The sequence below is a fragment of the Mucilaginibacter rubeus genome, from assembly GCF_003286415.2.
Taxonomy (GTDB): domain Bacteria; phylum Bacteroidota; class Bacteroidia; order Sphingobacteriales; family Sphingobacteriaceae; genus Mucilaginibacter; species Mucilaginibacter rubeus_A.
Genome location: NZ_CP043450.1, coordinates 5,115,915 through 5,138,885, shown reverse-complemented (window position 1 = coordinate 5,138,885; position 22,971 = coordinate 5,115,915). Strand labels below are relative to the sequence as shown.

Annotated in this window: 16 protein-coding genes; 15 read left to right on the top strand and 1 reads right to left on the bottom strand. The window is 42.9% G+C overall.

The genetic code is table 11. The annotated features are described in order from the left end of the window. Positions 1 to 130: 130 nt before the first annotated feature. Positions 131 to 1,300 carry an amidohydrolase family protein gene (locus DEO27_RS20295; protein WP_112575637.1) on the top strand — a complete coding sequence of 390 codons (1,170 nt, stop codon included), beginning with the start codon at positions 131 to 133 and terminating at the stop codon, positions 1,298 to 1,300. Positions 1,301 to 1,491: 191 nt separating this feature from the next. Here DEO27_RS20295 and DEO27_RS20290 read toward each other — a convergent pair whose 3' ends face one another. After that, positions 1,492 to 2,013: a YceI family protein gene (locus DEO27_RS20290; protein WP_112575636.1), complete on the bottom strand. Its 522-nt coding sequence runs from the start codon at positions 2,011 to 2,013 to the stop codon at positions 1,492 to 1,494. Between the two features lie 227 nt (positions 2,014 to 2,240). On the opposite strand from DEO27_RS20290, the gene DEO27_RS20285 reads away from it, so the two are divergent. The 14 genes from DEO27_RS20285 to sprA all read left to right on the top strand — a co-directional run bounded on the left by DEO27_RS20285 (position 2,241) and on the right by sprA (position 22,970). Next, positions 2,241 to 2,522, top strand: coding sequence for an acylphosphatase (locus DEO27_RS20285; protein WP_317132970.1), 282 nt, complete (start codon positions 2,241 to 2,243; stop codon positions 2,520 to 2,522). Positions 2,523 to 2,535: 13 nt separating this feature from the next. Next, positions 2,536 to 4,056, top strand: a complete 1,521-nt coding sequence (locus DEO27_RS20280) for a polysaccharide biosynthesis C-terminal domain-containing protein (RefSeq protein WP_112575635.1) — start codon at positions 2,536 to 2,538, stop codon at positions 4,054 to 4,056. Beyond that, positions 4,053 to 4,487, top strand: coding sequence for a dUTP diphosphatase (gene dut, locus DEO27_RS20275; protein WP_112575634.1), 435 nt, complete (start codon positions 4,053 to 4,055; stop codon positions 4,485 to 4,487). The genes DEO27_RS20280 and dut overlap by 4 nt, the downstream gene beginning before the upstream one ends. A 72-nt stretch (positions 4,488 to 4,559) precedes the next feature. Then, positions 4,560 to 6,359, top strand: coding sequence for a tetratricopeptide repeat protein (locus tag DEO27_RS20270; RefSeq protein ID WP_112575633.1), 1,800 nt, complete (start codon positions 4,560 to 4,562; stop codon positions 6,357 to 6,359). Further along, the gene (locus tag DEO27_RS20265) at positions 6,337 to 7,122 is read left to right on the top strand and encodes a DUF4292 domain-containing protein (protein ID WP_112575632.1); all 786 of its coding nucleotides are present in this window, start codon (positions 6,337 to 6,339) and stop codon (positions 7,120 to 7,122) included. The genes DEO27_RS20270 and DEO27_RS20265 overlap by 23 nt, the downstream gene beginning before the upstream one ends. Positions 7,123 to 7,139: 17 nt before the next feature. Then, the gene (locus tag DEO27_RS20260; RefSeq protein WP_112575631.1) at positions 7,140 to 8,450 is read left to right on the top strand and encodes a murein hydrolase activator EnvC family protein; all 1,311 of its coding nucleotides are present in this window, start codon (positions 7,140 to 7,142) and stop codon (positions 8,448 to 8,450) included. Positions 8,451 to 8,509: 59 nt separating this feature from the next. Beyond that, positions 8,510 to 8,947 carry a twin-arginine translocase TatA/TatE family subunit gene (locus tag DEO27_RS20255; RefSeq protein ID WP_112575630.1) on the top strand — a complete coding sequence of 146 codons (438 nt, stop codon included), beginning with the start codon at positions 8,510 to 8,512 and terminating at the stop codon, positions 8,945 to 8,947. A gap of 32 nt (positions 8,948 to 8,979) precedes the next feature. Then, complete coding sequence (locus tag DEO27_RS20250) at positions 8,980 to 9,156, top strand: twin-arginine translocase TatA/TatE family subunit (protein ID WP_091219083.1); 177 nt, start codon at positions 8,980 to 8,982, stop codon at positions 9,154 to 9,156. Positions 9,157 to 9,259: 103 nt separating this feature from the next. Beyond that, positions 9,260 to 10,684: an Asp-tRNA(Asn)/Glu-tRNA(Gln) amidotransferase subunit GatA gene (gene gatA, locus DEO27_RS20245; protein WP_112575629.1), complete on the top strand. Its 1,425-nt coding sequence runs from the start codon at positions 9,260 to 9,262 to the stop codon at positions 10,682 to 10,684. Positions 10,685 to 10,750: 66 nt separating this feature from the next. Next, on the top strand, positions 10,751 to 12,028 hold the full coding sequence (locus DEO27_RS20240) for a lytic transglycosylase domain-containing protein (RefSeq protein ID WP_112575628.1): 1,278 nt from the start codon (positions 10,751 to 10,753) through the stop codon (positions 12,026 to 12,028). Between the two features lie 316 nt (positions 12,029 to 12,344). Next, on the top strand, positions 12,345 to 12,713 hold the full coding sequence (locus DEO27_RS20235) for an iron chaperone (RefSeq protein WP_112575627.1): 369 nt from the start codon (positions 12,345 to 12,347) through the stop codon (positions 12,711 to 12,713). Positions 12,714 to 12,860: 147 nt separating this feature from the next. Further along, positions 12,861 to 15,140, top strand: coding sequence for an NADP-dependent malic enzyme (locus DEO27_RS20230; protein ID WP_112575626.1), 2,280 nt, complete (start codon positions 12,861 to 12,863; stop codon positions 15,138 to 15,140). Positions 15,141 to 15,350: 210 nt separating this feature from the next. Further along, a complete protein-coding gene (gene ruvA, locus DEO27_RS20225) occupies positions 15,351 to 15,935 on the top strand; it encodes a Holliday junction branch migration protein RuvA (RefSeq protein WP_112575625.1) in 585 nt (194 codons plus the stop codon). Between the two features lie 24 nt (positions 15,936 to 15,959). Continuing rightward, complete coding sequence (gene sprA, locus DEO27_RS20220; protein WP_223818007.1) at positions 15,960 to 22,970, top strand: cell surface protein SprA; 7,011 nt, start codon at positions 15,960 to 15,962, stop codon at positions 22,968 to 22,970. Position 22,971 lies beyond the last annotated feature (1 nt).

Sequence of the window (22,971 nt, the reverse complement as noted above, 5' to 3'; positions counted from 1 at the left end):
ATCTATCTTTTTTTAAAGTCATTCTTTTTGGCTGAATAAAAAACAATAACTAAAAGTTAATTGTACTTATTTTTGCAGGATAGTTTGTTTTGAAAAACGTTATGTGTTACGATACCAAGTTTAAATTTTAATGAAAAGTTTTAGAGCCGATTACGTTTTTCCTATTTATGCCGATCCGATTAAAAATGGAGTAGTCACTGTTGATGATCATGGTAAGATCATATCCGTTTCCGATAGCAGCAAGTCCCCCGGCGGGAATGTACAGCAGGTAAGCGGTATCATCTGCCCCGGCTTTGTCAATACCCACTGCCATACCGAACTTTCTCATTTAAAAGATAAAGTAAAACCCAAAGGCGGTCTGGTAAATTTTATAAAGGATATTCAATCTTTACGTAATGCCGATCAGCAGGAGGTTCTTGATGCCATAGCTAAAGCCGATCAGGAAATGTATGATAACGGCATTGTAGCCGTTGGCGATATCTCCAACACCAATAATAGTGTTGCGATGAAAAAGCAAAGCAAGTTGTACTACCATACCTTTGTTGAAACTTTTGGCTTTTTACCTGAAAAGGCCAACGAGGTTTTTGAAAAGGCATTGGCTTTAGTTAATGAGTTTAAACCAGGCTCATGCTCGGTAACGCCCCACGCTCCTTATTCGGTATCAAAGGAGTTGTTCAAGCTCATCAAAAAGCATAGTGATACTGCCGACGATAACCTCATCAGCATTCACAACCAGGAATGTGAGGATGAAAATAAATTTTACCGTTATAAACTTGGCGCGTTTTTAGAGCTATATGAGCATTTTGGTATGGATATATCCTACTTTAAGCCCCAGGCCCGTAACTCGGTACAATCCATCATTCCGCTGCTCACCAATAAACAAAAAGTACTGCTGGTACATAATACCTGTACCAACCTGAAGGATATTTATTTTATCAAACGGTTTGACAGGAAAATCAACTGGTGTTTTTGTCCTAACGCCAACCTTTACATTGAGGGCCGTTTACCTAAAATAGATCTTTTTGTTGATCAGGGCTTTAATATTACCCTGGGTACGGATAGCCTTGCATCTAACAATAAATTATGTATCCTGAGCGAGATGCGTGCTATTCAGCAAAAATTCCCGTCGATAAGTTTACCTCGCCTCGTTGAATGGGGTACCCGCAATGGTGCCGAGTACCTGGGTATCGACGATGAAAAAGGGACGCTTGAAGTTGGCAAAACTCCCGGTCTTAATCTCATCAGCGGTTTGGACGGATTTAAGATCACACCCGAAACCAAAGTGAAGAAATTGATATAAAACGAGAAACCGGCGAAAAGCCGGTTTCTTTGTTTTATATCAATGTATTTTTATGTCATTGCGAGCGAAGCGCGGCAATCTCGTAGCCAATACATCTCCGCTCTGTAAAGCTATGAGATTGCCACGTCGCCCCGTGCTTTGCCCTTGCCGCTCCTCGCAATGACATGGATTTTTGCCTTTACCGTTTTTACTTACCCCTTACTCACCGGTACAGTCAAATGAATAGTAACCTCGGGCGGGGTTCCGCTTCTGTCGATGCCGTATTTTGGAGGCAGCACTTTAAAATCTCCTTTAAATACACCTTCGTTGCCTTTATCTTCAAATGTGAAATGGATAGATTCAGGGTTGGTTTTCCCTTTCATGGTTAACTTACCATTGGCCACATAACCATTGCCGCTTTTTGATACCGAGGTCGATTCAAATTTAATTGTCGGGTAATCATCGGCACCTAAGGCCGATTTTACGTGGCTGGTTTTAATGAAAAAACCAGTTGCCGCTGTAGTTACATCAATGGTAGCCGAAATTTTAGCAGCCTCGGGATGGTCCTTGTCAAAACTAATCTCGGCTTTTAGTCCGCTGAATGAGCCGCTTACCCTGTGCCCTTCAAAAGTTACCTGGGCTTCGTCTCCCTTAACCTTCCAGTTGCTAAAAATCGCGAATGCCGAAAAAGCTGTAAAAGCGACGATCAGCGCGGAAAAAATAATTTTTTTCATAAAATAGATTTTTTAATGTTATGTCGATCCCGTTTAAATTGTGATACTTTTACTGTAAGTACGCTTGTTAAGTTAAACGGGTTGCTTAGCAGGAAAAAAGTTAACTTTGCAACAGTTGTACATAATCTGTTAACGTTTTTCAGATAACACAATTGTCAATACCGGTCTGTTAGCTTTAGGCTTTGTGCATTAAGCTTTCAGCTGCTATCAAATATCTATAAATACTGATGATAAAACATCTTAATATTACAGTTAAAGGCAAAGTACAGGGCGTTTTCTACCGTAAATCAACCAAAGCGGTTGCCGATCAGCTTGGTGTACGTGGCTTCATATTAAATGAGCCTAACGGCGATGTGTACATGGAAGCCGAGGCCGATAATTCCACACTTGATATGTTTCTGGACTGGTGTAATGAAGGCCCGGAAGATGCCGAAGTAAGCGCTGTTGAAAGTCATGAAGGCGAATTAAAAAACTATCGTAATTTTGAGGTTGTTAAAAGACGCTCATAAATAAATATCATCATTGTCTACTATAAAAAAATTTGCCGGGCAAACCGCTATATATGGTTTAAGTACCATTATTTCCCGGATGATCTACTTCGTTTTAACGCCTATTTATACTCGTACTTTACCGGTTAATGCCAACGGTGTTTTTACGTCTGTATATGGAAGCGCTTCTATCATCAATGCTATTTTGGCCTTTGGGATGGAGACCACCTATTTCAGATATCTTCAAAAGCGTTCGGATAATAAGCAGCAGGTTTATAACAACGCATTTGGGGTTGTTATTATGGTGTCAGTGCTATTCTTGATTTTTTGCTTGCTGTTTTTAGATCCCATAGTTAATTACATGCAGGCCGGTGTAGCAAAAGATCATGCCGACTACACTTTTTATGTAAAATGCTTTCTGGTGATCTTAGTATTGGATGCTTTTTGTGTTATCCCATTCGCGCGTATTCGTGCCGAAGGCCGTCCGGTTAAGTATGCCGTAATTAAGTGCTCAAACATTGGTTTGGTAATGGCGCTCAATCTGTTTTTTCTTTTCGGGGTTCCGTTTATATTAAGTCATCATTTACCTGGTGCAACTTGGATGGCTGGTTGGTACAGGCCAAACTGGGTTGGGTACGTATTTTTAGCCAACGCCATAGCAAGTGGACTTACCGTTTTGTTGTTGTTACCTGAGGTAATACAACTGAAATTGAAATTTGACGGCACTATGTTAACAGAAATGTTTTCATACAGCTGGCCCGTATTGATAGCCAATATATCGTTTATCATAAACGAATCCCTGGATAAGGTGATGTTGAAACAGATGCTGCCTCAAAGTATTGCTGATACGCATGTTGGTATTTATGGTACCTGCGCTAAAATAGCATTGTTTTTGAGCCTTTTTGTGCAGGCCTTCAGGTTGGGAGCCGAACCATTTTTTTTCAGCCATTCCAAAAACAAAAACTCTGGCGAAACCTATGCCCGCATCATGACCTACTTTGTAATTATGATAGCGGTTATTTGTGTAGCGCTTACCGCCAATGTTGATATCCTGGCAACTATTATTGTTGGGAAGGAAACACATATAATAAAACATCACATAGTTCATAATCCGTTTTGGCAGGGCTTGGGCGTTGTGCCGCCGCTATTGTTTGGTTACCTGAGCCTTGGTATTTATATGAACCTTTCGGTGTGGTATAAATTATCTGATCAAACCAGGTATGGCTTATATATATCAGGCATAGGAGCAGTACTTACCATAGCGTTAAACTGGTTGCTGATCCCTAAATACAGCTACATCGCTTCGGCATGGATCTCCTTTGCGGCTTATGCAACTATGATGGTGCTTTCGTATTTATGGGGGCAAAAAAATTATCCAATTCCTTACAACATAAAAAAGAACCTTGCGTATATAATTGTCTCAATAGTGTTTGTTTTTCTGTCGTTTACGGTATTTAAACGTAATATTTTTGTTGGTAACGGGCTTTTATTGTTATTTGCGGCCGGAGCTTATTACTTTGAACGCAAGGAGTTAAAAGCTATATTTAAACGATGAACATCAGGGTAATTAATAAATCAAAAAATAGTTTACCGGCCTATGAAACCGCTCACGCGGCAGGTATGGATTTGCGTGCCGATGTAGAAACTGCCGTAGTGCTTAAACCAATGGAGCGTAAACTCATTCCAACAGGTTTGTATATCGAATTGCCCGAAGGTTTTGAAGCGCAGATTCGCCCGAGAAGTGGTCTGGCATTTAAGCATGGTATCGGCATTGTTAACTCGCCGGGTACTATTGATGCCGACTATCGTGGTGAGATCAAAGTATTGCTGATCAATTTTTCGACCGATGATTTTGAGATCAATACCGGCGACCGCATAGCCCAGATGGTAGTTGCCAAACACGAGCGTGTTAACTGGGAACAGGTAGAAGTACTGAACGAAACCCAAAGGGGCGAAGGCGGTTACGGACACACAGGGAAAGTTTAGAACCAAGACTTTAAGAGTCAAGAGACAAGAAAGAAATAGAATCAAGACAGTTAGAGTAAAGACGCAAGAAGAATGAAGATTAAGGAAGAGAATATTAGGTTGAGCGGTATGCAGAAAGCACGTTTGTTTTCTACTCCGTTTTTTGCTTCTTTATTCTTGCCTCTTGCCATCTTGCCGCTGTCCTTACGCGCTCAGCATAAAAAAACTGCCGATAATAAAACGCTTGCATCTGCGGGTAAGGTAATGAGCTATCAGGATAGCGCTCTGGTTAAGCAGCTTTTCTTTTCGGCCCTGCGCGAAAAAACAATCGAGAACTATAAGCTTGCTACAGAAATGTTTGAGCGTATTTTACAGGCCGATCCTGCTAATGACGCATCGATGTATGAGTTGGCAAATCTTAAACGTCAGCAAAATGATTTTGCAGGATCTGAGCCGCTTCTGGAGCAGGCTGTAACTTTAAATAAAGATAATGAATGGTATTGGGCGGCACTGGCTGATAGCTATGAGAAAACCAATACCATTGATAAACTCGAAAATGTTTTCAATCAACTTATCAGGCTTAACCCCGACAGATCGGAATATTATTTTGATAAGGCAAACGCGTTAAATATCCTGAAAAGGTATGATGATGCACTAAAAGTGTATGATCAGATTGAAAAGCTTTACGGCCCGAGCGACGACCTTTTAGCAAACCGCCAAAAGATCTATTTAAAACAGGGCAAGGTTGACCTTGCCGCTTCCGAATTGGAAAAGCAGATAGCCGCCAATCCTAATGAAATTCGCTATTACCTGGCGTTGGGCGAAATCTATAATTCGAACGGGTTTAGTGATAAGGCACTCAAAATATTACAGCAGGCCGAAAAGCTTGACGCGCGTAATGGCTTAGTTCATTTTGCCCTTGCCGATATCTATCGCGATAAAAAAAATAACGAAGCCAGCTTTAATGAGCTTACACAGGGATTTGCCATTCCTGATATCGGTATCGACCAGAAACTGAATATCATTTCGGGGTATTTTCCAAAATTTCCGGATGCTAATGCCAAGGCAAGCGCCCTTGAGCTGAGTCGCATTTTAACTGTTGCACACCCGGGCGATGCCAGGGCTTTTGCCATTTATGGCGATATGCTGATTCAGAATGCCAAATACAAAGAGGCAAAGCCTGTGCTTAAAAAATCGGCGCAACTTAATGACCAGGTATATAATGTTCAGGAGCAACTGGTACGACTGGAATTGGGCGATAATGATCTTGACGCTGCTATAAAGGATGGCGAAAACGCTTTGTCGTTATTTCCGAACCAGGCCTGGATGAATTACCTGGTTGGTGTGGCCTGGGCGCAAAAAAAGGATAATAACAAAGCTGTTGGTTACGTTAAAAACGCTACTTCATTAGAACTTCAGGATAAGGAACTACTTTCGTTAAGTTTTTCATTATTGGGCGATTGCTATCATGAGTTAAAGAATATTAAAAGTTCTGACGAGAGTTATGATAAGGCCTTGACCTACAATCCGGATAATGCATTCACTTTAAACAATTATGCTTATTATTTATCGTTAAGGAATGAGCAATTGGAAAAGGCGGCTACTATGTCGGCACATTCCAATGAGCTACAGCCTAACACAGCATCGTTTGAAGATACTTACGCCTGGATCCTGTTTAAACAGAAAAAGTATGCCCAGGCAAAAGAGTGGATGGAGAAGGCCCTGGCTCATGATAAAGAAAATAGTGCGGTTAAGTACGAACATTATGGCGATATATTGTTTTTTGTAGGGAATACCGATGCTGCCGTAACTAACTGGAAAAAGGCTAAAGGCTTTGGTGAACAATCACCTGTTTTAGATCGTAAAATAAATGAAAAAAAATATAGCGAATAGTTTACTTATAGTTTGCTGCCTGCTGGTAATGGCAAGCTGTAAGGCACGTAAGCAGGTGTTGGTTGCCCGCAAGGCAGATTCGACAGCGAAGCCCAATGATGTTGCCAGTAAACTGGCGGCCATACGGGCAAGCCAGGTGAATTTTACCACATTTGCAGGTAAGGCAAAAAGTAAGCTCAGCATTAATAATAACAGCAATGATGTTACGCTGAACATCAGGATTGCAAAAGATAAAATGATCTGGGTGTCCATTACCGCGGTATTGGGCATTGAAGCCGCCCGTGCGGTAATAACTCCGGATAGTATTCTGGTTATTAACCGCCTGCAAAGTGTTTATATTAAAAAGCCGTTCAGCTACATATATACTTATGCAAGTAAACAGGTTAATTATAAAACGCTGGAATCATTGCTGATAGGCAATGCCGTGCCCGAGCTTGTTAACGAGCAGGCAAACATTGATCATGCCGAAGGTAATACCACCTTAAGCGGCACGCTGAATGACCTGGTATACAAGCTGATACTTGGTCCGGATAATAAGGTTACGCAAACCAATCTGGATAATCAAAGCCAGTCCCAATCGTTACAGGTAACCAATAATGCCTTTATCCAGGCAACAAACAGGATACTGCCATCACAAATAGATATAGCTTCAGTAGTAAAAGATAAAAAAATACAAGTTAATTTGCATTATACTAAGGCCGATTTTGAAGTACAGCAAAACTATCCTTTCAGCATTCCTGAAGGATACGAGCCTGGCAAATAATTAATAAAGTTTATTTGATGAAGTTTTTTAAAGCAGTTTTCTTTTTATTATTGGTGTTTGCAGCGGTTACAGTACGTGCCCAAAGCAGTGACGAATTAAAACGCCGCAAAGCTCAGCTAAACAAAGAGCTTGAACAATTAAATGAAGATTATCAGGAAACTTTAAATAATAAAAAAGCTTCATTGAAGCAGTTAAGCATCCTCAAGGCGCAAATAAACCTGCGCCAGGAAAAAATTGAGAATATCAACTCGGAGGTAAGAAATTTGGATAACCAAATCTCTGAGAGTAATAATAACGTACGTAGTTTACAATCACAGTTAGACCAACTTAAAAAGGAGTACGCGGCCATGATCCTGTTTGCATACCGCAATCAGAGCGCGTATAATAAAATGATGTTCCTTTTTGCATCAAAAGACTTTAACCAAGCCTATAAGCGTTTAAAATATTTACAGCAGTTTGGTACCTACCGCGAGCGGCAGGCCAATTATATACAGGGAACGCAAAAGGAGCTGCACGTTAAGATCAATGAGCTTGATCGTACAAAAGATGAAAAAAATAATCTTTTAAAAGATCAGCAAAAAGAAAAAGAAACGCTGGGTAATGAGCGCACCAACCAGGTTAAGCTGGTAAGCGATTTGTCGCAGCACGAAGGGATCCTGAAAAAACAACAAAAGGACCTGCAGGCTAAGATTGTAAAAACCAACCGTGCTATAAACGACGCGATCCGGAGGGAAATTGAGGAAGCAAGGCGCAGGGCTGAAGAGGAAGAAAGACGCCGTGCGGAAGAAGCTGCAAGGCTGGCTGCTGCCAAGGCAAAGGCCGAAAACAAACCGGCTCCTGCCGCACCTGCTCCGGTTAAACCAGCTGCAACACGCAGTACATCAAGCGTGCTGAATGCTACGCCTGAAGCAGCCCGATTGTCAAACGACTTTTTGGGTAACCGTGGTAGTTTGCCATGGCCGGTTGCTAATGGTATTGTAACGCAGGGGTTTGGTATTTATACAACCCCTGAAGGTATCCGCAGTGAAAGCAATGGTCTGGATATCCGGACTAACTCGGGTAGTGCGGTAAGGGCTATATTTGACGGTACCGTTGTAAAAGTGATGGATGTGAGCGGTACTTACCTGGTGGTTATTGTACATGGTGAATACTTTACCGCATACAGTAATTTACGCTCGGTTAGCGTTGCAAGGGGCCAAAAAGTAAGCACCAAACAAGCCATTGGTGTGGTGGCAACAGATCCATCAACAGGCGAAACAGAGGCTCACTTTGAAATTTATAAAGGAGCTACACCTGTTAACCCTAAGATCTGGCTGGCGCCTAACTAATTAGTTATGAACGATAAGAAATTTTAATTGTATATATTTGTATCCTTAAACAGAATGCTATGTTAAGTTCAGTTTTGTTATTTTTAAATATTGGTACAGGCGAGATGGTACTGATACTTTTTGCAGCATTGATGCTATTTGGCGGCGAAAAACTGCCTGGCCTGGCAAAAAGCCTGGGTAAAGGCATCCGCGAATTCAAAGACGCCTCCGAAGATGTTAAACGTGAGATCAACAACCAGATCAATAATTACGAAGACAAAAAGCCGGAACCTAAAAAAGAGGAAACTCCGCTTTTAGATGAAAAAGCTTCAGAAGCCCCTGAAACAGCCGAGCATCACGTGCCCGTTGTTGAAAACAATGTTCCAAACACAATGCCAATGAGCGGTTACCATGTAAATACTCCTGCCGAGCCGGAACATGAGAGCCATATTAATTTAACTAAAGCTACTACTGAAAATCATTCGGAGGCAGAAAAACACGAAGAGTACAAATCTTAATATAATTTAATCATACATAAAAACTTAAAATCATGGGTGGATTAGGCGCACCAGAAATTATTCTGATCATCATTGCGATACTTTTATTATTCGGCGGTAAAAAAATCCCTGAACTAATGAGAGGCTTAGGAAAAGGCGTTAAGGAATTTAAAGACGCGCAAAACGGCGAAGGATCATCTTCATCATCATCTGAAGAAAAAAAAGCTTAATTCCCTAACAGGGATTAGGTTTTAATGCCGCTTTTACTTAGTATATGAACTTATCTGTTGATTTATTTCTTATTTCAACAGATAAGTTTTTTATTTTAGCCCCATGGCTAATATTTATTCCACTTTATCCGAGATAAAGAGTGGGTTACAACGTGCGGAAATTACTGTTGAAAGTCTTGTAAAAGGCTATTTGATCGAGATTGAAAAAAATGCTCATCTGAATGCTTTTAATGAAGTGTTTGCTGATGAGGCTTTACTTGCCGCACAACATGTTGACAATAAAATAAAAAATGGCACTGCCGGTAAGTTAGCCGGTATGGTTATCGGCATAAAAGATAATATCTGCTACAAAGGACACGAGGTTAATGCCTCCTCAAAAATCCTGACCGGTTTCACCTCAATTTTTTCATCAACTGTGGTTGAACGCCTGCTGGCCGAAGACGCGGTGATCATCGGTCGTTGCAATTGCGATGAATTTGCTATGGGCGCTACCAATGAGTCATCATATTTTGGCCCGGTAAAGAACCATGCAGATGAAACTAAAGTTGCCGGCGGTTCGTCTGGCGGTTCGGCTGTGGCCGTGCAGGCCGGGATGTGTCACGCGGCATTGGGTACCGATACCGGTGGCTCGGTAAGGCAACCTGCCTCTTTTTGTGGCGTTGTTGGTTTAAAGCCAACTTACGGAACAATTTCAAGGCATGGCATTATCGCCTATGCATCATCGTTTGACCAGGTTGGCCCAATCACCAAATCGGTTGAAGATGCTGCTTTATTGCTTGAAGTACTTGCCGGGCCTGATGAGTTCGACAGCACACTATCGCAAACGCCACCTCCTGCATCATATACCAATCTTCAAAAGCCGGGCAAAAAGAAAATAGCCTACCTTCAAGAAGCTATATCAAGCCCTGGTGTTGATAACGAAGTAAAAGAAAACCTCATACAATATATAGACAAGCTGCGTGCCGATGGCCACACGGTTACCCCAATTGCTTTTGAACTGCTGGAATACCTTGTGCCGACCTATTACATCCTGGCGATGGCCGAAGCCTCATCAAACCTGGCAAGGTATGATGGTGTGCATTATGGCTACCGCAGTCCGCTGGCTACCGATCTGCAATCGACATATAAACGTTCGCGTTCTGAAGGCTTTGGTAAAGAAGTGAAGCGCCGTATTATGACGGGCACCTTTGTACTGAGCGCGGGATATTATGACGCCTATTATGCCAAGGCACAAAAAGTACGCCGACTGATACAGGAAAAAACCAACCAGATACTGGAAGAGTACGATTTTATATTGGTGCCATCGGCTCCTGAACCGGCCTTTGAAATAGGTAAGGAAGAGAAAGATCCGGTGGTAATGTATCTTTCTGACATATTTACCGTACAAGCCTCTTTAACCGGTGTTCCGGCTATATCAATCCCTACGGGCAATAACAGCAATGGTTTGCCGTTAGGTTTACAGTTATTAACAAAGCACTTTGGCGAGCAGCATCTATTAGATTTTGCCAAATATTTTCTTGAACTGTAATAAAAATGATATTTTAGTAAAATGCTGATGCTTTGGGCATTATAAATTAATCAAATCCCTGAATAAATGAAGAGATTATTTACGCTGACCATTTGCCTTTTATCACTCCAAATTTTACAGGCCGAATCGATAACAACCAATTCGGCAAAAACAGTTAAGCAAGTAAACCTGGTAACCAGGGTTAACTCAGATGCTATAAATGCTGATACCACCATTTTACCGGTACTTAATCAGCCAATGCCCTTAAGTTCATACGGTGGTATCTATAAACGCAGGTTAGATTCTATCCGTAAGGATATCCAGCTTGATTACAACGAATATGTACAGGCGTATATCGACTTGTATATGCACAACCGCGATGAAATGGGACAGGTTGCCGGCTTAACCAAATATTACTTCCCCATTTACGAAAAAGCTTTTCGCGAGGCCGGTATCCCCGATGAAATAAAGTTCCTGTCTATTGTTGAATCAAAACTTGATCCTAACGCCGTATCAAGGGTTGGGGCAACAGGTCTTTGGCAATTTATGGGTACTACGGCAAAAATTTATGGCCTTAACATGGATAACTATGTTGATGAACGTCGTGATCCAATCCAGTCGAGCTATGCGGCTGCGGCCTACCTAAAAGATGCCTACCAGGAATTTGGCGACTGGCTGCTGGCCATCGCATCGTACAATTGCGGTAAAAGCAATGTAGAGCGCGCTGTTGAAAAAGCAGGTGGCGTAACTGATTTCTGGAGTATCCGCCAGTACCTGCCAGTTGAAACCCGGGGCTATGTACCGGCTTTCATTGCCATGAATTATGTAATGAACTATTTTAATAAGCATAACATTGTGGCGCAGGCCTGTAACTTCTCTACCCGTACCGATACGGTAATGGTAAAAAGGGTAGTGCCTTTGAGCAATGTTGCCCAGGCACTTGATGTTAGCTTAAGGGAAATCACTATCCTTAATCCATCGTACCGAATGGCTGTAGTTAACGGAAGCCCTAAAACACCACGCAGGCTTATTATTCCGCAAACTGCAAAAGGTAATTATGCTGCTTTGTACAATGTATTAAACGGCGTTGATGCTCCAATATCAACAGTTGCGGCTAAACCGGCTACATATGCTGCTGTTCAATACTCACCTGCTAAATCTGAGCGCCATATTCCAACCCATCATAAAGTAAGAAAAGGCGAAACCCTTGCCTCTATAGCTGATAAGTTTGGCTGTGAAGTATCAGACCTGAAAGTATGGAATCATCTTAAAACTAACCGCGCACCGGTAGGCGCTATGCTGAAAGTATCAGTTGGTGAAGTTGCCGCCAATGTGCAGGATGACGGAGGATATTCGAAGAATTAAGTTTTTATATTAGTATATAATAGAGTTATAAAAGGCGTCATTGCGAGGAACGAAGCAATCCCCGATCAGCAGGTCTGCCCTGTATAGTTTGGGATTGCTTCGTTCCTCGCAATGACGCCTTTTTGAAGAAAGTTTATTGGAAAATAAGAACCTTCCGCAACTGTTATCTGGGATGTAAACAAATCCATGTCATTGAGCGAAGCGTGGCAATCGCACGGAAGCATAGCCGCTCTGTATAGCATGCGGTTGCTTCGTCGTTCCTCCTCGCAATGACATGTTTTTTTTGTAGATTTATTTCAACCAATCACCCATCAACATGGAAAAGCCAAAGGAGAATATTGATGAATATATTGCCGGTTTCCCGGAGGATGTTCAACAAAAACTACAATTGGTACGGGCCACGATAAAGGCAGCTGCTCCGGAAGCCGAAGAGGCTATCAAATACGCTATTCCCACGTTTATCCTTGACGGCAACCTGGTACATTTCGGCGGCTTTAAAAATCACATTGGTTTTTACCCGGCCCCGCAAGGCCTGGAAGAATTTAAAGAAGAACTTTCGGGCTACAAAGGGGCCAAAGGCTCGGTTCAGTTTCCGTTAGATGAGCCGATGCCATTGGAACTGATCACCAAAATTGTAAAGTTCAGGGTACAAAAGAACATGGAGAAAGCAAAAAAGAAAAAGTAGATATTTTGCTAAATACAATCTTTTAAACGCATCTTATCAAAACATTAACCGTATTTTATCCTCTTTTTAACATAATCGTAAAAAGGGGCTTTTTTATGCTTGTTCCGTAAAAAGAATTGTAATTTTGGGCGCTTCAATTTGAAAAAAATGAATAAAACTAACCGAAAACAGGACGCGCTGAATTACCACTCTCAAGGCCGTCCCGGGAAGATACAAGTTGTACCTACCAAACCAACAAATTCGCAGCGCGACTTAACTATGGCCTACTCCCCGGGGGTAGCTGAACCATGTTTAAAGATTGCCGATAATACCGAAGATGTTTATAAATATACCGCCAAAGGCAATCTGGTTGCTGTGATCAGCAATGGTACCGCCGTGCTTGGTTTAGGCAATATCGGTCCTGAGGCCAGCAAGCCTGTAATGGAAGGTAAGGGGCTGCTTTTTAAGATCTATGCGGATATCGACGTTTTTGACCTTGAGCTTAACGCCAAAAGTGTTGATGATTTTGTAAATATAGTTAAGGCGCTTGAACCCACTTTTGGTGGTGTAAACCTTGAAGATATCTCGGCCCCAACCTGCTTTGAAATCGAACGCAGGTTGAAAGCGGAAATGAATATCCCGGTAATGCATGACGATCAGCATGGTACCGCCATTATATCGGGCGCAGCTTTGATGAATGCCTGCGAAATACAGGGTAAAAAGCTGGATAAGATAAAAATGGTAGTTAACGGCGCGGGTGCCGCCGCGGTATCATGCTCAAAAATGTATTTGTCATTAGGAGTTAAAAAAGAGAACCTGGTGATGTTTGACATCAATGGCGTTTTAAACCATGACCGTACCGATCTTGATGATATCAGGATGGAATTTGCTACCACCCGCACCGATGTTAAAACACTGGCCGATGCTATGAAGGATGCCGATGTGTTTGTTGGTCTTTCGGCTGGTAATGTGGTAACGCCGGATATGTTAAAGGCGATGGCTAAAAAACCTATTGTTTTTGCAATGGCCAACCCGGTGCCCGAAATTGATTATGACCTTGCAGCCGGCACCCGCAACGATATCATTATGGCAACTGGTCGTTCAGATTTTCCTAACCAGGTAAATAATGTACTTGGTTTCCCTTATATTTTCCGCGGAGCACTTGACGTTAGGGCAACTGCTATTAACGAAGAAATGAAAATAGCGGCCACGCACGCTATCGCCGAGATGGCTAAAAAGCCGGTTCCGGAAGCTGTTAACCTGGCGTATAACCTTACCAACCTTAAATTTGGCAAGGATTATATTATCCCGAAACCGATGGATCAAAGGCTGATCACCGAGGTATCTATGGCGGTAGCAAAAGCAGCTATAGCATCTGGAGTAGCCCGTAAGGTGATCACTGATTGGGATGCTTATCAGGAAGAATTAAGGTCACGTTTGGGTACAAATGATAAATTACTACGTAACCTTACCGCTAAAGCGAAACAGGACCCTAAGCGTGTTGTATTTGCCGAGGCAGATAATTATAAAATCCTGAGATCTGCTCAGATTGTAAAAGAAGAAGGTATTGCTACTCCTATTTTATTGGGTAATGAAGCAAGGATCAAAAAGATTATCCAGGATAACGACCTTGATTTAGGAGATGTTCACATCATCGACCCGCGCGAGGGTTGTGAACATATGGACGAGTACGCTGAGTTTTTATACAATAAACGCCAGCGCAGAGGGATAACCCTGTACGAGGCTAAAAAGCAATTGGTAGACCGTAACTACTACGGCGCATGTATGGTGCAGTTTGGCCGTGCCGATGCTTTAATCTCCGGCTTAACCAAAAACTATGTAACTACAGTGAAACCTGCATTGCAGATTATTGGTACAGAGGAAGGGGTGAACCGTGTTGCAGGTATGTATATGATGATTACAGCTAAGGGGCCGGTGTTTTTTGGCGATACCACGGTGAACGTAAACCCTTGTGTTAACGACCTGGTAGATATTACAGTACTCATAGAACGCTCGGTAAAGCAATTTAATATCAGCCCAAGAATCGCGGTGTTATCTTACTCAAACTTTGGTTCAAATGAGGGTGAGGTTCCTGAAAAAACGCGGGAGACGGTAGCTATCCTGCATGAAAAGTATCCGGATATGGTAGTTGATGGTGATATGCAGGCCAACTTTGCGCTCAATGCAGATTTGCTTGCAGATAACTTTCCGTTCTCAACGCTTAATGGAAAACCGGCAAATACGCTGATTTTCCCTAACCTGGAATCGGGCAATATAGCTTACAAACTTTTGCAGGAGATAGGTGGCGCCGAAGCGGTAGGGCCGATATTAGTTGGCTTGAAGAAGCCGGTACACGTATTGCAATTAGGCAGTTCGGTGCGCGAAATTGTAAACATGGTTACCATTGCTGTGGTTGATGCACAGGCAAAAGCCGCTGCTAACAGTTAATATTTAACTTAATAAATAAGTATATCTTTTGATAAAGACGCTGGCATTGAAACGCTTAGCGTCTTTATTTTTTTAACTGATGATACCGCAGCTTTTTGTTTGTCTTTATATTAATATAATGACGCCGGAATTTTATCTTTGGATAATCACTGTAGAGGCAGTTTAGCCTGCAAAATCTTTGTTTTAATAAACTTAATAAAGTAATAATATATGTATGATTATATTAGTGGGAAACTAATGTTTAAAAGCCCGTCGTATGTGGTTATAGATGCAGGAGGGGTAGGGTATCATATCAATATTTCTGTAAATACCTATTCGGGTATAGGCGAAGACGAAAAATGCAAACTCTTTGCGTGGTTACACGTAAAAGAGGACGCGCACACCCTTTACGGTTTTGCTACCGAAGGTGAGCGCAGGTTGTTCTTACATTTGATCTCCATTTCGGGCATAGGGCCAAATACGGCAAGGATGATGTTATCATCCATAACCCCGGCCGAAATCCAGGCGGCTATTGTAAACGGTAATGTTTCGTTGATCCAGCGGATAAAAGGCATTGGCCCTAAGTCGGCCCAGCGTATTATCCTGGAGCTTCAGGATAAGCTGCGCAAGGAAGGACCAGATACATTAACCGTTGTACCGGTAAGCCAGACCGTTAAGGATGAAGCCTTGTCGGCATTGGTGATGCTGGGTTTTGCGCGCAACACGGCCGAAAAAGTATTGGATCAGGAGATTAAGAAAAATAATGGCGAATTAACGGTTGAAGAGCTTATTAAGTTCGCTTTAAAAACTCTATAATTACGGATATATATCTACTAACTTTTGACCAAAGTATTTACTTATAAGACACTTATAAGTGTGTTGTTCATTGTGGTGTTCGGGGGGCTGGGTAATGTGTATGCACAACAAAAGCCTACTCCTGCGGCCAAAAATGATACAACCAAATCAAATGTACCAATAAACCTAACCGCGCCACGAAGCCAGCGGATGAGGGAAGGTATTTTCAATGCTGACCCGGCCAACCTGGTGCGTACCATTGAATATGATCCGGCCACAAACCGTTATATTTTATATGAAAGAGTAGGGAACCTGCTCTATCGCCCACCGCAATACCTTACGTTTGAACAATATTTAAGACTTAAGGAACGGTCAACGCAGCGCGGGTATTTTCAGCAACTGGCCGATAATTATGCTTACGACTCTCAGCAACCGGGCTTTATACCGCCTATAAAAGTGAGGAGCCACACGTTTGAACAGATCTTTGGCAGTTCGGTGATTGATATCCGGCCGCAGGGTTCGGCGGAAATGATATTGGCCGGGCAGGTAAATAAAAATCAGAACCCGCTTTTTAATACCCGTCAACGGAGCCAGTTTAATTTTAATTTCGATCAGCGTATCCAGCTTAATGTAACAGGTAACATAGGCGATAAATTAAAAATTACGACCAATTACAACACCGATGCGCAGTTCCAGTTTGAAAACCAGATCAAGCTTGACTATACAGGTTCGCCCGATGAGATCATTCAAAAAATTGAGGCTGGTACGGTTAGCATGCCGCTTAATACAACATTGATTACCGGTAGCCAGGCGCTTTTTGGCGTTAAAACCAAACTGAAATTTGGCCGGTTAGATGTTACCAGTATCTTTTCGCAACAGCGGTCGCAATCAAAAACTATCACGATTACCAATGGCTCTCAGCAGGGCGAGTTTAGGTTAACACCTGCGGATTACGAGGCTAACAAACACTTCTTCCTATCACAATATTTCAGGAACAATTACAACCGGGCCTTAGCCAACATCCCGATCATTAGCTCCAATATCAACATTACTAAAATTGAGGTTTGGACAACCAACCGTACCAACGTAACAACTGACTCCCGCGATATATTAGGCTTTATTGATTTGGGCGAAAATAACCCGTACAATAAAACAAGGATTGTTGGCGGTGGCAGCGCCTTACCTGCCGGTTTTAAAGGCCCTGGTTTTGCACAGCAGTCTAATAACCTGTTATCGGTTTTGCCTCAAAATGCAAGGCTTACCAACTCTAATGATGTCGCTAATTTTTTCCAGGGATCGGGCAGTACAGATAACTATTCAAAACTAACCTACGCCCGCAAGCTAACTGATAAAGAGTATACCCTGCACCCGCAGTTAGGTTATATCTCCCTAAATTATCCTTTAAATAATGATGAGGTACTGGCAGTGGCCTACCAGTACACAGTTAACGGTGTACAGTACCAGGTAGGCGAGTTCAGTAGCGACGTTGCTGTTAACCCCAATACGCCAAACGTACTCTTTGTAAAGTTGCTGAAAGGCGAGTTGCTGAAAACCAACCTGCCAACCTGGGATTTGATGATGAAAAACATTTACTCCCTTGGTGCTTTCCAGATAGCTCCAACCAACTTTAAATTAACTGTTACCCGTCTTGATGATAAATCGGGTATCGAAAAAACGGTAATGGAAGAGGGGCAAAATACCAAAGGTAAATTATGGTTGCAGATAGCAGGGCTTGATAACCTGAACCAGCAAAGTGATAAAAAGCCCGATGGTTACTTTGACTTTTTGGAGGGCATCACTATCGATTCGCAAAACGGACGCATTTCATTCCCGGTAGTGGAACCTTTTGGTTCGGATCTGGCCGCACAATTTACCCCCGGCGAAACCGACCTGACTAAACGATATGTTTACCAGGCCTTGTATGATTCAACCAAAACCATCGCGCAGCAATATTTCCCGGCTTTAAACAGGTATGTTATTAAAGGTACGTATACTTCAACGGGAGGTTCAGAGTATCAGCTGAACGCGGTTAATATTCCGCAGGGCTCGGTAAACGTTACTGCCGGTACAGTGAAATTACAAGAGGGAAACGATTATACAGTTGATTATAATGCCGGTCGGATCAGGATCCTGAACCAGGCGCTGTTATCGTCCGGTCAGCCTATTACCGTGAAGTTGGAGAATAACGAGCTGTTTGGTGTTCAGCAAAAATCGTTATACGGTACAAGGCTTGATTACCATGCCAGTGATAAGCTTCAATTAGGTGCCACCCTGATGCACCTTACCGAGCAGCCCCTTACCCAAAACGAAGTGGCAGGCGAAGAATCTATTTCAAATACAATCTGGGGTTTTGACGCTAACTACAGTTCAAACTCACGTTTCTTAACAAGGCTCGTTGACAAGATCCCAGGTATCCATACCAAAGTGCCGTCATCTATCAATTTCTACGGTGAGTTTGCCAAACTGATGCCGGGTAGTCCCGGAGCGTTGAACTTCGCAGGTTCAAAAAATGGAACATCGTATCTTGATGACTTTGAAAATAGCCAGTCGGTAATTGATGTTAAGGCCGCCAACGCCTGGCAAATTTCGGGTACCCCGCAACTGTTTACCGAATCGACTTTGTTTGATAACCTGAGCTATGGTTACAACCGTGCGAGGCTGGCTTTCTATAATATCGACCCTATATTTTATACCAATACAGGTTCTATCCCAGTGTCAAGAAGCGAGCTTTCCAATCACTACGTAAGGCAGGTGATTGAGCAGGAAGTATTTCCTTACAAGCAATCGGCCACCGGCCAGCCGCTTAGCCTGGCCACGTTGAACATGGCTTTTTACCCAACCATTCGTGGCCCTTACAACTATACAACAACAGGCATTAATCCCGATGGTACCTTACAAAATCCTAAAACCCGTTGGGGCGGTATGTTCAGGAAATTGGAAACCAACGATTTTGAATCATTAAACGTATCATACATTGAGTTTTGGGTGCTTGATCCATTTATTTACAAGCCAAACTCGGCAGGTGGTGATCTTTATTTTAACCTGGGATCCATCTCTGAGGATATCTTGAAGGATGGACGCAAAAGCTTAGAGAACAGTTTACCTGTTGATGGCGACATGACCAAGGTTGACGAAACCAACTGGGGCAGGGTATCTAAATTACAACCGGTTGTTAACGCTTTTGATAACAATCCCGATGCCCGTAAACTGCAAGACGTTGGTTTAGATGGTATGAACGATCAGGACGAGCAAACTAAATTTGCGCCCGTTGTTCAGCAAATAAAAGGTCAGCTGAACGCGCAAGCTGCAAATACTTATGCGGCCGACCCTTCATCTGACGATTATCAATATTACCAGGGCCCCGCGCTCGATCAGGCCCGCGCCGGCATTCTTGACCGTTACAGCAAATACAACGGTACCGATGGCAACTCTAAAACGGCTCAGCAATCGCAGGCCGAACTTGGTTTGCAAAACTCGGCCTCAACCTCACTGCCCGATGGCGAGGATATTAACCGCGACAATAACATGAGCCAGGAAGATTCCTACTTTCAGTATAAAGTGTCTATGCGTCCGGCCGATATGGTGGTAGGTCAAAATTATATCAGCGATAAAGTTACCGCACAGGTAAAGCTGCCCAATGGTACAACGCAGGCTGTTAACTGGTACCAGTTCCGGATCCCAATTACCGATTATCAGTCGAGGGTGGGTAACATCCAGGATTTTAAGGCCATCCGCTTCATGAGGATGTTCATGACCAATTTTGCCGATACCGCGGTGCTCCGCTTTGCGACCCTTGAACTGGTGCGTGGCGAATGGCGTGCTTTCAACACCGAAAAAAATCCGCTGAATGTAATTGCTGATCCGGCAATTCAAAACCCGCCTATAGACAATTCGACCATTGACGTACAGGCTGTAAATATTGAAGAAAACGGTAACCGTACGCCTATTCCTTATGTGGTGCCACCGGGTATCAACCGTCAGCGTAATTACAATAACCTGCAAACCAATACCAAGCTTAACGAGCAATCTTTATCGATCAACGTAAAAAGCCTGCGCGATGGTTATTCAAGAGCCGCCTTCCGCACGTTTTATAACGACCTGCGTAAGTATAAACGGCTGCAAATGTTTATCCATGCCGAGGGTGATTACGTAAAAGATAATGATCTGAACGCGTTTATCCGTTTGGGAGTTGATTACCAGGATAACTATTACGAGTACGAGTTGCCACTAAAAATAACCCAGCCGGGTACCAGCGATCCGGGAGCTATCTGGCCCGATGTTAACGAAATGGACCTGGAACTTGACCTGCTTGTACGCGCCAAGCTTGCACGCAATCACTCCAACGTGGCGTACAACCAGTTGTTCAAATACACAGAGGGAGATAAGGTGGTTTACATAAAAGGCCAGCCCGATTTAAGTAAACTGCGTACCATTATGCTGGGCGTACGGAACCCTTATAAAGGCACTAATGCTATTCCGGATGATGGTTTGGATAAATCAGGAACGGTTTGGTTTGATGAGTTGCGCCTTACCGATTTTGATCAGCGTGGTGGATGGGCGGCCACCGCAAGGATTGATGCCAAGCTTGCCGACTTTGCCGATATCACCGTATCGGGAAGTAAAACAACCATTGGTTTTGGTACTTTGGATTCAAGGTTGAATGACCGTAGCCAAAGCGATGATCAAACTTATGATGTATCAGCTAATGTGGAGCTGGGCAAGTTTTTCCCGGATAAAAGTGGTATTCATATTCCGGCGTATATCAATTTATCATCGCAAAGGAGCATGCCGCAATACGATCCCGGCGCGCCGGATGTTGAATTAAAGGCGTCGCTGGCGGCTGCTACCAGCACCAAAGAACGTGACTCTATCAGGAACGCGGCTATTGATATTACTACCCGTAAAAGCATCAATTTTACCAATGTGCATAAGGCCAGAACAAACCAAAATGCCATTAACCACATTTGGGATATTGAAAACTTTAACGCCACTTACGCCTATACCGAATACAACCATCATGATTTTGTGACGCAGAACGATGTGGAGAAAACATATAATCTTACACTCGCTTATAACTATACCAATCAGCCAAAATATTATAGTCCGTTTGCCAAGATCATTAAAAGCAATATGTTGGCCCTGTTCAGAGATCTTAACTTTAGCTTGTTGCCGTCGAGGTTGAATTTCAGTATTAACTTCGATCGTTTTTACTCGGAGAATACCCTGCGCGATAATGATCCTAATAATTATATCCCTATCCCTACAACTACATTCAATAAGTATTTCAACATAACCCGTGTATATGGTATCGGCTGGAACCTGTCGAAATCTTTACAGATGGATATTGACGCTACCAATTTATCGGTGGTGGATGAGCCTGCCGGCCGTATCAACGGTTTAAAACGTGATACCCTTTGGGACAACCTGAAAAAGCTTGGCCGTACTACCAATTATAACCACACCATCAACTTTAACTATACTGTACCTATCAATAAAATTCCGGGGTTGGATTGGGTATCGGCCGTGGCGCGTTACAGTACGCACTTTAACTGGCAAACCCAGCCATTGTTTGCTATTAACAGCACCAATTATGATGTGGGTAACAGCATTCAAAACTCAAGAGCTATTCAGCTTAACCCAACCTTAAACATGGTTTCGCTGTATAATAAGTTTCCTTTTATCCGTAAGGCAAATAATCCTAATAAAAAGAACAACATCCTGATTGGCTTGCTAACCAGTGTTAAAAACCTAAGCGCCACTTATACCCGTACGCAGGGCACCTTTTTACCGGGATACTTACCACAGTCGGGCTTTTTTGGCGCGGACGGCAGCGCTCCTGGATTGGGCTTTTTGTTAGGCAGCCAGACAGATATCAGGACCAAGGCAGTTGCCAACGGCTGGATTACTAAAGATACCCTGCAAAATCAGCTGTATACTACGTCGCTTAACGAGGATATGCACTTCAGGGGTATCATAGAGCCATTTAAAGATCTACGGATTGAGCTTACCGCATTTAAAACGCAGGATCATAATTACCAGGCTAACTTTAAATACCTGGCATCAAGTAATAGTATTGAAACACTGAGCCCGGTTACATCGGGGAACTATAGTGTATCATTCCTTACCATTGGTACAGCGTTTGAATCGGCAAAGGGGATTAACAATGTATCCAGTACCTTCCAGAAATTTTTGGATGCCCGTACCGTGATCTCACAAAGATTGGGGCGTACCAATCCAAACTCAAGCGGCGTTACCGACGGATATGCGGATGGTTACGGGCCAAATTCACAAAACGTATTGGTGCCGGCGTTTCTGGCAGCTTATGCGGGTAAAAATGCTTCGGGTAGTAACCTGTCGCAGTTTCCTAAAATCCCGATACCTAACTGGCAGGTTACTTACAACGGCTTAAGTAAAATCTCCTGGTTCCAGGATATTTTTGATTCGTTTGATTTAAGCCACGGCTACCGCTCCTCATATAACGTAAGTGGCTTTACCTCTTTATTGCAATACCAGCAAGCCAACGGAGCTTCGTCTGCCCGCGACCTGAATAATGATTTCCTGCCGCTGTACCAGTTTTCGCAGGTTACCATTTTTGAACAATTTGTACCATTACTGGGCGCAAGTATGCGTTTCAAAAACAGCATGACCGCCAATGCCGAGTACCGCCAAAGCCGTTCGTTAAGCTTAAGTATGCTTAACAGCCAGTTGGCGCAGCAAAATGAAAAGATCATTGTTTTGGGCTTTGGCTATCACACTAAAGATTTTCATTTCCCGTTTGGCTGGTTTGAAGGCATTCAGCATAAGGACGTAAACTTTAAGCTTGATTTTTCGCTCCGCGATAACAAAACACTCATTTACCGTGCAGATGTTGAATCGGCCGAGATCTCATCCGGAGCCCAAAATATAACCGTGAGGCCGTCTATTGATTATGTGATCAATCAGCGTTTCAACCTGAATTTATTTTACGACTCGAACCTTACCAAGCCTTACACTTCGCAAACCTTTAATACGTCGTTCACCAACTTTGGCATTAATTTGAAGTTGTTGTTGCAGTAGG